Origin of the sequence: Vibrio ouci (assembly GCF_004551525.1) — a bacterium.
Classification (GTDB): Bacteria; Pseudomonadota; Gammaproteobacteria; order Enterobacterales; family Vibrionaceae; genus Vibrio; species Vibrio ouci.
This window is the reverse complement of sequence record NZ_SATR01000069.1, coordinates 1-10383: the sequence shown is the minus strand read 5'-3', so window position 1 is coordinate 10383 and position 10383 is coordinate 1. Positions and strand designations below refer to the sequence as shown.

Below are 10383 nucleotides of genomic sequence, written 5' to 3'. Positions count from 1 at the left end.
CAAAAAAAGCTGTTGGGTAACTCTTTGAGTTTAAGAAGTTACAACGCCCAAGTAGGAGAAGCATACGCAATGGTTAAAGCGTTGAACAAGATGACCGAGCTTGGTATGCCTGAAACGATTTTAATAAAATAACGCTGCCACTCTTAGGAAGGCTACGTAATCGCTCAGAAGAATTAGGAAACAAAGCCACTACCTAGCTACATTCAATTTTTTGCATTCGCTATTTTCCTATTTGTCTGCTTTTTCTGTCACCCAAAACACAAAAAAGGTGCGTAATGGATTTCCTACCTAACTACCTACACCTCTAAATTGTTGGCACTTTACGTAGCTATGAGGTAACTACCCCAACCCGAAAGGGTGTCAACGGAATGGGGAATAAATACGACGCCCTCCCACCCAACGAAAGGCCCCACCATCTCGATGGCGGGCCACAACTGACTATGAGCCTAGTTCAAGGGTAAACGTTGAAGATCTTGTCACGTGTCGGCATTTACGCATCAGGCGCGCTTAACCGAGATGTGGATTTGGTCGTTTACTATGTCCGTTACACAGCACAATACAAATAGAAAAACATTAGCTTGATGATAAAAGAAAGGAGATCCCAATATGAAGATCTGTGTTGTTAACCCTCTATCCAGTGGCCCTTGTCTCATCGAGGCTTTGCAGCACTGTGAGACAGAGGTCAATAGGGTCACGAACTCGTGCTCTCCGGGAGCGAATTCGCGGTGACTATAAGTGAGGTCACGAAACAAGAAAGCCCCGCTATCCGGCAAGTGTTGACCACTTACTTTCATTTAACGGGGCTTCTCGTTTACCACATTTTGGCCTCTGTTTAAGAAGAGGACTGTATGCTAAGCCTTAGAGAGTCGCGTTCACCATCGTAAACGGACCGTATTTAACTTTAGTGTATCGGGCATCATTTTGATGAATTATTAGTCATAAATGATAATTATTAATTCAAATAGCTTATCAGCACTAAGCCTTGACGAACAAGGTCATGCCGTCCATTACCACTCGTTAGCAGCAAAGGGAAGGTCTGGGCTCTAGGGCCGTTGGGTTGATGATGCCTTGGCAAGTCCGTAGTATTCAACTTGGCGGCTTTCAGTTCTGTGCTGAAAGCCATGCTGGAGGTACAGAGACAAGAAAGCCCCGTTATCCGGTAAGTGTTGAAGCACTTGCTTTCATTTAACGGGGCTGCTCATGTACAAATCCACAATAAATAGTAGCCTCTCTTTAAGGAGAGTGCAATATGACTGGCCTGCGAAAACTGGTCCAGATCACGCTCACCATTGCGGTCCTCACCGCGCTGGTTGAGAGTATCTCAGAACTGGTTAAGGCAACGTTAAACCTGGTACAACTGGTGTTAGCGTAATAAAAGGGGCATACGCCGCTTTTATTGGCACAGCTTGGAGGTTTGACTGTAAAGCCGCCATCGTTTCACGCTACTCCGTGCTCCAGCCTTGGCGCAAATCGCTCTGGCGCCAGTAAAACATAGGCATCGTCATCGCCCTTTGATGACTCATGGTTCAGACGCATACCTATGCAATATCCCTTGTTTCGCTGAGGAGTGTGTTTTTGATCCGGCGAAGTATTCTACTTCTTACTCATCTTATTCTCGACATTAAACACAACATTGTCGTTCTATACGGCCAGAGCATCACCTTAGCCCCAATTTAACGTCGACGGCATCAGCATGGACGGCACTCTGTCGCGCTGATGATGAAGAAGGGATCAGCGCGAATAGCGACCTGTTAGGGCTTTTCGTCTAATCGCGCCGCTGACAGTTGGGCGACTTCTGACAACACCCGGCAACTTTGCGCTAAAGCGGATTTTTCTCTCGATGTCAGTTGCTTTCCATTATCCGGAACGGAAAGGCGGCGTACGACTTCAAGCCACAGACGAAGTTCTTCAAGATCCATTCTGTCCTTATTCGTTTATCGTAAGAAAAGCCATACTCACCGACTGCGATAGAGACACAATTATCATAAATGTCTGTATATATATACAGACTCGTTTCTTTGTCTCGGTAACCCAAAGGAATGTCAACGGAATGTGGGGGGAGCCAAACATAATGATTGTTATTACTCATTAAAATTTATTAGACGGGATTTACACTGCCATCCACTGGCAAAATATTCATTTCAGCTTAAGAATCAATAGGAAAAGTAGTGGCATCTAGAAAGTTGTATCAAATCAGGATAAGTAAATACCTTCAATCAGAAGATTTGAATGATATACGCGCTTTAAATTTCGATCAGGCTTATCAAGAATACGGCTACGGCATATGGGAAACCCTGTCAATTTGGAACAAAGATGGGCGCAACGGCGATGCCATCTCAAAAGAGTATGAGGGATCCGCACAGATAAATGACACAGGAAAGGATCTGCATAACATTAACAGAATGATCAACGATCACTTCGAATGCCGTCACATCAAATCAGTCCGCCTCCTTCGTTCATGCAAAGGAGGGATGATCCTTCCGCACTTCGATTACCTGGAATTCCAAAACGGCTTCACTCGCCTCCATGTGGTTTTAGATATTGATGATACCTGTCTGAACTCCGAGGGGGACGTTGTTTATCAGATGGAGGCAGGAGACGTGTGGTTTTTGGATGGCCGCGAACTGCACAGCGCTACCTCAATAAGCCCCAGTGGCAAACTGTGCCTGATGATAGATTTTTCTCCCCATGAGCCTTTCGAGCGACTGTTTAAGTCGACACCACTTCTTGATCACCCTCCGATCTCAACGCCACTAGTGAGAAACAAACCTATGGAAGATGCGCTCGTTAGCGCACTACTGACACTCAACCAATATTCGCCCAGCCATCGTGTTAAAGACATAATGGCGATACTCAATCAGTTCTGTTTTGAGCGCAAGGTGCCTCACTCCGCCTTTTATCCGTTACTGGATCAGGTATTCGATGTTCGCGTCAACCCGAACAATCATGAAATATATCAACACATTAAAAGTATCATGATCGTAAGTGGGCACCATGAAAGTTAAACATCTGGCCATCGTGGGTGGCGGCGTGGCGGGCATCAGTGCCTATATCTCGGCGATCCGTAGCGGGGCGTTTAACCGAATTACCGTGTTTGACGCCTGCGGAGTTGGGAAGGGCAGCGGACTCTCCGCGTTTTCTGATAGAATGCTCTGCAATACCCCTGTTGAGCTTAATTCTATTGATGCCGATAACGTAATGGATTTCTATCACTATTGCGTCCGTCAGGGATATGCCTGCACGCCTCAGGATTATGTACCCCGCAGTCTCTTCGTCGAATATCTAGTCCGCACATTTGAACAACATCGGAGACAGTTTGATGCACAATGTGGACGAACTGAGGTGGTTAATCTTAGCGTTAACGCCATTAACCATCAAACGCGAGAGATCATTACGTCAAGTGGGCAACGCTACCCCTATGATAACTGCTTACTCTGTCTCGGACCTACCCGACCATCGGCGTATGATGTGGATCAGAGCGAAGTCGAGAATGCGAAAAACGCAGTGGTGTTTGGTACTAAACTCTCCGCTATTGATCTCAGCATCTACCTTTGTTCAAAAGGCGTCCACACAACCATGGTGTCTCCGTCAGGCGAGCTTCCTAGTGTGAGAACCCGCCTCTATGAGCGTCGGGATGGCCCCCGCTTCTCTGAACGCGTCGCACTTCGACAACTGAGAGAGGCCAAAAGTTTGGAATATAGAAAACTTAATGCCTACAGCAAGCTCACGAGAGATATCCACGAGTCCGGCACCAATACCTGGCAAGATATGATCGGTGATATGCTTCAACGGAATATGCACAAGCCGACCCCGCTCATCAGGCGCACGTTAATGTTAGCCCCTCGTATTATAAAACGCTATTTGAGCGCTTTCACTTATGGGAATGCCGTGCTTATCCAGCAATTTATTGATCAAGGCTTACTCACAATCCTCAAAGGGAATAAATACGACTACCTCTCCCCCAAAGAAAGGACACTCCACCTCGATGGTGGTGACGCCTTGCTGCCACAACTGACTATGAACGACCATGTCGTCCAGATTACCTATGAACCCAGTTCAAAGGTAAATGTTGATGTTGAGACCTTGTCACGTTACGGCATTTACGCATCAGGCGCGCTTAACCGAGATGTGGATTTGGTCGTTAACTACATCCGTTACATTACACAAAACAATAAGAAAAACATTAGCTTGATGATGAAAGAAAGGAGAGCCCAATATGAAGATCTGTGTTGTTAACCCTCTATCCAGTGGCCCTTGTCTCATCGAGGCTTTACAGGACTATGGGGCCGAGGTCATTGTGGCGTTAGATGAACAATTCCGCTGCGTTTATGATGGCGATACCTTTACTTTCGTCACCACCGACCAGTTGATCAGTCAGGTCGCAGCCCTGAATTGCGATCTCGTGATCTCGGGAAGCGAGTTCGCGGTTACTCACGTCGACACCGTCACATCTGCCTTGAGATTACAAGGTCACGCCCCTGACAGGGCGCAGGTCAGATCCAATAAAGTGAGCATGCTGAAACATTTGCGCTCTCAGGGCGTTGATACCGCACCGTTTGCCTTGGTCAATAGCGTTGACCAGTTACCCGACTACCCTAAAGAGGCATTTCCCTTGTTTGTAAAACCCATCAATAGTGCGGGCAGTGACGGGTGCTTTAGATGTGACGACTTAGCCAGCGTTCAACACCGAGTCGACGCACTGGTTAACCAAGAGAACTTGCTTGGAAACATGAATTCACAAGTCATGGTTCAAGAATATATTGAGGGTCAGCAATACGTCGTAAATACCGTCAGTTTGGGTTCTCAACACGTGTTTGGAGACATCCTCAAAGTCAACCTCCAGGAAGTTGACGGGATCCCCATTTATCGGGAGATCACGGCAACTGACATCCACTATGATAAAGGGCTCAGTAAAGACATCATTGAATATGTGTCCCACTGTCTTGATGCTCTCGGCGTAGAAAATGGCGCAGCTCACACAGAGGTGAGAGTATCACGATCGGGCGTATCACTAATCGAAGTGAATTATCGATTAATGGGACCGGATCTCTTCATCGACGCCTTCTCCTATGGGATCGGCTACAGTCACGCATCCTTGTGGGCTGAATCTATTTTTGAGCCACAACAATTTCTCAACCGGGTTGGGGTCAGTAAAGAAAAAAAAATGCACTTCGCAATGGTGTATTTGCGAGGGCATCAAGCAGGGACCATAAGGAACCGAAGTAATCTAAACAAAATCAGACGATTACCAGCTTTTCACAGTTTAAGGCAATTACCAGACGTCGGGGACTTCACCGAGAATCCCAAGTTAACCACAGGAGACTTTGGGATAGCCTATATTGCCCATGAATCAAAAGCGGTGTTTGAACAGTCGTTAAGACGGTTGAAAAACCTGGAGGACGACGGCCTTTATCTGATCGAGGAGCCGCTATGCTAGGCTTAGGATTAATCGTTGCTTCTGTGGCACTGCAAGCTTTTGCCCTTTCTCGCGTTAGCTTCCAATTGGGCAATCAAGAAATCATGGCATTTTCCTCGATGTCATTCTTTCTTTGCTCATTCGTGTTTTTCTGCAAACTGATCGTCTCCAAACCTTTGGTGATCGACAGAGTAAAAGTGATCGCCTTAGCGAAGATGAACGTTTATACGTTACTCGCCTTCTTGGCATTTCACCTAGCATTGATGTATCTACCAGCTTCCAGTGCTGCGCTGATTGAAGCATCGATTGCGCTTGTCGTCGTGTCGATCCTAACGCGAGAATCACTCACTCGGTTGCTCCAGGCCGTCGCCATCGTCATGGTCACACTAGCGTTCGCCTTCCACACCAACGATATGGATCAACCATTCATCGTGGGGCTGTTACTGTCTGGCGTAGCGGGTATTGGCGCGGCAGTGATTTCATTTAAGTCTCATTCCGATAATATGGGCTACTTATCGGTGGATGAAATGCTTGCTTTTCGCTTTCTACTGTCTGGGGCTATCGCCACGTTACTCGTGATCTCAACAGACTCTGACGTAGCCTATAACATTGACTACGGGAACATACTGCCACTGTCGCTGTTCGGTTTTGTGTTACCCTTTTATTTACTGCAGAAAGGGATGGAAGTGACCAGACCCATTTTAACCGTGTGTATGTTGTCAATCATCCCAGCAACCAGCTATTTGTTTGAGTCTATCCTGTATCGCCACGCCTCCGTTATAGAAAGTGGCCTGATGGGCTTAGCGGTCCTGCTTATCCTGACGTATTCCACTTCCAACCGAGTCAGGCAGACATCGAACACGCTAAATAGACAGAGCTCGGAATAACCGTCAGCCTGTCTAGCATACTATTGCGTAATGCTAGACAGGCTCTCAACACCGTCGGGGTGACCATACGTGAGGTCGCGAAACAAAAAAGCCTCTCTTTAAGGAGAGTGCAATATGACTGGCCAGCGAAAACTGGTCCAGATCACGCTCACCATTGCGGTCCTCACCGCGCTGGTTGAGAGTATCTCAGAACTGGTTAAGGCAACGTTAAACCTGGTACAACTGGTGTTAGCGTAATAAAAGGGGCATACGGCCAGAACGTCACCTTAGCTCCAATTTAACGTCGACGGCATCAGCATGGACGGCACTCTGTCGCGCTGATGATGAAGAGGTGATCAGCGCGACGAATACAGTCATAGCGACCTGTTAGGGCTTTTCGTCTAATCACGCCGCTGACAGTTGGGCGACTTCTGACAACACCCGGCAACTTTGCGCTAAAGCGGATTTTTCTCTCGATGTCAGTTGCTTTCCATTATCCGGAACGGAAAGGCGGCTCACGACTTCAAGCCACAGACGAAGTTCTTCAAGATCCATTCTGTCCTTATTCGTTTATCGTAAGAAAAGCCATACTCACCGACTGCGATAGAGACACAATCCGGAATAAAAATAGCGGATACCACCGTCTGTCCCTGGATCACGTGGAAGTGGAATTCTGTCTTTACATGCACTCGTTGAAAGTATTCAGGTCATAACGCGATACACTCTTCGACATTACCGTGTTCCAGGCGGCCGTCTGTGCAAGCGTTTTATCACCATTGCGTATGGCGGTGCGTGCCCATGCTCTTATCCCATTTACGGAAATGAACACCAGGATCGCGTATTGAACCGACATCGCATACACGCCTTGTATCGCGGAAATACCGGCGCCGATCGTGCAAATCACAACCCATAGTAACCTGCTCTCAACATACTTTCGTACCAAGAGGATTTGCGCAACCACGGAAAGGACCGCGTTTGCCAAGGCGAAGAAGAATGGGTCTATATAAAGAGTCAGCAGAGTGATCGCGACCATGCACACGCCGGCCAGCAGAAATAGGGTTGGTTTGCTCAACCAGCGCACCTCAAGGATTTCACCTTGTGCATTCGGCGTAGTCCAGATGTACCAACCGTAAATATTGACGCTGAAGAAAAAGCTTTGCAGCAGGAGCAAGCCGGAAAACGTAGCCAAAGCTTCAATCCAGCTCATTGTGTAACCGTCCCCGATGGGAATCGTGACCAGGGTATTATTGATGTCAACAAAGGCAACTAAATCCATTAGAACGTCCTTTACGATTTTTTAGTTTGGGAGTCGGTTATCTTATCGTGCCTTAACAAACAACATGGCGGATATTTGTCCGCTCTCTAATCCGCGCGATCATACAATAGACCAATACTTGCTTTAATCGGCCCCATTGCCAGTCATCCGATCAACAACCAATTGGGCCGACACCACGTTCGTTGATCACCGCGCTACGTTTATCAAGCTTAAATTAAAACGATGACCTCGATACGTTATGCTCCATCATTCACCATATTCACTGTTGCCTGCGATGCGCCCTGTGCAGAACGGCTTATGGAGGGGGGAGAATAAAAACACCGACGTCGATTGCATGTCTACCCAAACAACATTAATTGTCTTTAGAGCCTTGGAGAGAGGATAGCATGGTCGAACTGGTGGCTTAAGAAGGATATTAGAGAGTAAGCGATCCCCGCCAGCCCTTATAAATAAAGGGCTGTAGGCTCACATTGGACTTTTCGCTGAAATGGGCGCAAAACCCCTTTTTTGGTTACGCAAAGTGACAATGTAACCAATCATTCATTGGATTTTTGGCGGGGTACAGGGGATCGAACGAAGGAAAACAACTATTTCATTCAGCCTACTCTTTGCGTAGTTACGAAACTTCTGTAGTCTAAGGTCAGGGTGGGATCGCACTTTGTTAACTAATATGATCTAATTGTGCCAAACCCTCAGCAGCACAGTCATTTTGAACCTTATTGAACACTTATCTGTTGTAGAAGATACTCGATCGGATATTAACCAGAAACACGACCTTATCGATGTTATGTTCCTTGTGATCAGCGCTATAGCATCGGGGTGCGAAGGTTGGCAAGACATTGAATTTTTTGGAGAAGAAAAGCTCGACTGGTTAAGAACAATCAGCCAAAGCTTAGAGCGGCTGTTGTGGAGCAGTTCCAAGCGGTTTTTGATGCTGGCAAAGAGAAAATAGTCACCGAAATCAAAGAGAAAAAACATGGTCGCAGCGAAGAGCGATACGTGTTTCAGCTAAAGGCCAAATTACCGGACGACTTAGTGGAGAAATGGCCGACGGTAAGAAGCATAATAGCAGTGGAACGCCATCGTGTGATCAACGGTAAAGGCAGTGTAGATACTTCTTACTACATTAGTTCTTTGTCGCCGAACCACAAACTTCTGGGCCATTATATTCGCCAGCATTGGCGGATCGAGAACAGCCAACATTATGTTTTAGATGTTGTTTTTAAAGAAGATAGCTCTCGTATCACTTTAGATGGTGCCGTTGAAAACATCGCGTTTTTTAGACGTTTTGTTATGAATATGCTCACGCAATGCGACTGTGGTGCGCCGAGCCAAAAAGTGAAGATGAAGAAAGCGGGTTGGAACGATGATTATAGGGCAAGAGTCTTCTTTGGGTTATAAATCCATCAAAGTATGCTCCCGCCCTAGGGGTAAAACATTAACGTTCTCGGGAATTTGCTATTCTACAGGTTCATTAGAGAAATCTGTCGCAGATTATATTTCCGATAAACTTAACTAAGATGATATTGCGGACGTACTTTTCAAGTACGGGTGTTGAAAAATACGCAAACCGAAGCACAACGGGTAAAAATTCAACCTGTGAAGGTTTTGGACAAAAAGCACGTTAGAGTATGGATTCTAACGTGCCAAAACTGGATTAGAAAAAGTATCTTGAAGCCTTAAATGCTTTGTTAGCTTGTGTACGGTTTGCAAGGTCGAGCCCATTTAGGTGGGTTTTTAGACAGTTCAGAATATATCGCATTTACGAGAGCTGCATCGGAGCCAATAGGACTATACATCCCTACAACTCTTGGAACAGTATAAATCCCCTTTGAGCCTGAGTCTGTACGGTAGACAATCGCTCTATTACTACCAATGGACAAAATTCCATTCTCGATCGTTGACTGACTCAAGCTGCTTGGTAACGGAAGTGAGGTTGCTACAGATTCTCCGCTAATACCGATCGTTTGTACTGTCAAGGTTCCGGTCAAACGTTTAGATTGCGCTTCAACACCTATTCCTCCTAAGCTTGTTAGAGGAACCCCTCCCTCAATAGCTGTAATATCTGCTGATAGTCTCATACCAATACCTACATATACCGGAATTGTGACTAACTGACTAACATCATAAGGGGCACTCACATTTGAAGCTGTATACACTTCTGCTTCGTAATAGTCTGCTGACGAACCACTGTCCATATCTGTTACTTTGATTGGTTCTTTGTTTTTAAAAGCAGTAATCCATAAGCTGACAGGAATTGCATCGGCATTGATGTAGTCTAGTATCGCTCTATAGTTTTTACCTTGCGCAGTTACCTTGGCGGGCCCAAATGTCAAGCCTCCAGTATTGTCAAAACTAGCAACAGCGAAACGGACGGATATATCAGGAAGAGCTTCTAAAAGAGGCAAATATGGGTTTACACCACTTTCACCCTTATCATTAAAGCCAAGGAAGCCAGGAGAGCGGTGAACTTCTTTCACACCTCTCCAATTTTCACAACTATCAGCTTCTAAAGTTTGATGTACTGCTAAACCGTCCAAAGGAACGTAACCAAAGCCGCCAGCACTTTCACCTAACGTCGGAGGTAACCCACCTATTGAACTACAACCACTCACAAGTGATGCTATAGCTATCCCTAAATATTTTTTCATAAATACTCCTTATTTGACTTTGCAAGCTAACGCCAAATTAAGGTGTGAACAACGCTAACCACCTTACCTAAACCATTGTGCCATAAACACTAAACTGACTTGAAGTGAGAGCGCCGAGCGTTGTGAATCACTCTTAAATTTATTGTTAGTTGCGTTCTGACCACTCCGACCGTA

The 10383-nt window shown here is 46.1% G+C and carries 10 protein-coding genes and 2 pseudogenes; 8 read left to right on the top strand and 4 right to left on the bottom strand.

Going from position 1 to position 10383, the window contains the following annotated elements; all coding sequences use genetic code 11:
• Together ELS82_RS22375 and ELS82_RS27395 are read left to right on the top strand one after the other, a co-directional pair.
• Positions 1 to 132 (top strand): annotated as a pseudogene (locus ELS82_RS22375) (IS5/IS1182 family transposase); the annotation flags it as partial.
• A gap of 1117 nt (positions 133 to 1249) precedes the next feature.
• A complete protein-coding gene (locus tag ELS82_RS27395; RefSeq protein WP_279630717.1) occupies positions 1250 to 1372 on the top strand; it encodes a hypothetical protein in 123 nt (40 codons plus the stop codon).
• A gap of 379 nt (positions 1373 to 1751) precedes the next feature.
• On the opposite strand, the gene ELS82_RS26450 is transcribed toward ELS82_RS27395, so the two are convergent.
• Positions 1752 to 1919: a hypothetical protein gene (locus tag ELS82_RS26450; protein ID WP_167489471.1), complete on the bottom strand. Its 168-nt coding sequence runs from the start codon at positions 1917 to 1919 to the stop codon at positions 1752 to 1754.
• 249 nt (positions 1920 to 2168) lie between these two features.
• Here ELS82_RS26450 and ELS82_RS22370 point away from each other — a divergent pair, with 249 nt between their 5' ends.
• The 5 genes from ELS82_RS22370 to ELS82_RS27390 all read left to right on the top strand — a co-directional run bounded on the left by ELS82_RS22370 (position 2169) and on the right by ELS82_RS27390 (position 6540).
• Positions 2169 to 3005 (top strand): aspartyl/asparaginyl beta-hydroxylase domain-containing protein, encoded by an 837-nt coding sequence (locus ELS82_RS22370; RefSeq protein ID WP_167489469.1) that lies wholly within the window; start codon positions 2169 to 2171, stop codon positions 3003 to 3005.
• Positions 2995 to 4236: an FAD/NAD(P)-binding protein gene (locus ELS82_RS22365; protein WP_134837419.1), complete on the top strand. Its 1242-nt coding sequence runs from the start codon at positions 2995 to 2997 to the stop codon at positions 4234 to 4236. Before ELS82_RS22370 ends, ELS82_RS22365 begins: the two co-directional genes overlap by 11 nt.
• Positions 4217 to 5437: an ATP-grasp domain-containing protein gene (locus tag ELS82_RS22360; protein ID WP_134837418.1), complete on the top strand. Its 1221-nt coding sequence runs from the start codon at positions 4217 to 4219 to the stop codon at positions 5435 to 5437. Before ELS82_RS22365 ends, ELS82_RS22360 begins: the two co-directional genes overlap by 20 nt.
• Complete coding sequence (locus tag ELS82_RS22355; RefSeq protein ID WP_134837417.1) at positions 5431 to 6303, top strand: hypothetical protein; 873 nt, start codon at positions 5431 to 5433, stop codon at positions 6301 to 6303. Before ELS82_RS22360 ends, ELS82_RS22355 begins: the two co-directional genes overlap by 7 nt.
• 114 nt (positions 6304 to 6417) lie before the next feature.
• On the top strand, positions 6418 to 6540 hold the full coding sequence (locus tag ELS82_RS27390) for a hypothetical protein (protein WP_279630716.1): 123 nt from the start codon (positions 6418 to 6420) through the stop codon (positions 6538 to 6540).
• Between the two features lie 147 nt (positions 6541 to 6687).
• Here the strand turns inward: ELS82_RS27390 and ELS82_RS26445 are convergent, their stop codons facing one another.
• Both ELS82_RS26445 and pnuC read right to left on the bottom strand, forming a co-directional pair.
• Positions 6688 to 6837, bottom strand: a complete 150-nt coding sequence (locus tag ELS82_RS26445; RefSeq protein ID WP_167489466.1) for a hypothetical protein — start codon at positions 6835 to 6837, stop codon at positions 6688 to 6690.
• Between the two features lie 124 nt (positions 6838 to 6961).
• A complete protein-coding gene (pnuC, locus tag ELS82_RS22350) occupies positions 6962 to 7558 on the bottom strand; it encodes a nicotinamide riboside transporter PnuC (RefSeq protein ID WP_134837416.1) in 597 nt (198 codons plus the stop codon).
• Between the two features lie 709 nt (positions 7559 to 8267).
• Between pnuC and ELS82_RS22345 the strand changes: the two are divergent.
• Positions 8268 to 8959, top strand: a pseudogene (locus ELS82_RS22345) (ISAs1 family transposase).
• A 290-nt stretch (positions 8960 to 9249) separates the two neighbouring features.
• Here ELS82_RS22345 and ELS82_RS22340 read toward each other — a convergent pair.
• Positions 9250 to 10209 (bottom strand): hypothetical protein, encoded by a 960-nt coding sequence (locus ELS82_RS22340; protein WP_134837415.1) that lies wholly within the window; start codon positions 10207 to 10209, stop codon positions 9250 to 9252.
• Positions 10210 to 10383: the final 174 nt, after the last annotated feature.

Coding starts and splice junctions, on each gene's coding strand:
- pnuC (WP_134837416.1), bottom strand. CDS start 7,558: ATGGATTTAGTTGCCTTTGTTGACATCAATAATACCCTGGTCACGATT.
- ELS82_RS22340 (WP_134837415.1), bottom strand. CDS start 10,209: ATGAAAAAATATTTAGGGATAGCTATAGCATCACTTGTGAGTGGTTGT.
- ELS82_RS26445 (WP_167489466.1), bottom strand. CDS start 6,837: ATGGATCTTGAAGAACTTCGTCTGTGGCTTGAAGTCGTGAGCCGCCTT.
- ELS82_RS27395 (WP_279630717.1), top strand. CDS start 1,250: ATGACTGGCCTGCGAAAACTGGTCCAGATCACGCTCACCATTGCGGTC.
- ELS82_RS22365 (WP_134837419.1), top strand. CDS start 2,995: ATGAAAGTTAAACATCTGGCCATCGTGGGTGGCGGCGTGGCGGGCATC.
- ELS82_RS27390 (WP_279630716.1), top strand. CDS start 6,418: ATGACTGGCCAGCGAAAACTGGTCCAGATCACGCTCACCATTGCGGTC.
- ELS82_RS26450 (WP_167489471.1), bottom strand. CDS start 1,919: ATGGATCTTGAAGAACTTCGTCTGTGGCTTGAAGTCGTACGCCGCCTT.
- ELS82_RS22355 (WP_134837417.1), top strand. CDS start 5,431: ATGCTAGGCTTAGGATTAATCGTTGCTTCTGTGGCACTGCAAGCTTTT.
- ELS82_RS22360 (WP_134837418.1), top strand. CDS start 4,217: ATGAAGATCTGTGTTGTTAACCCTCTATCCAGTGGCCCTTGTCTCATC.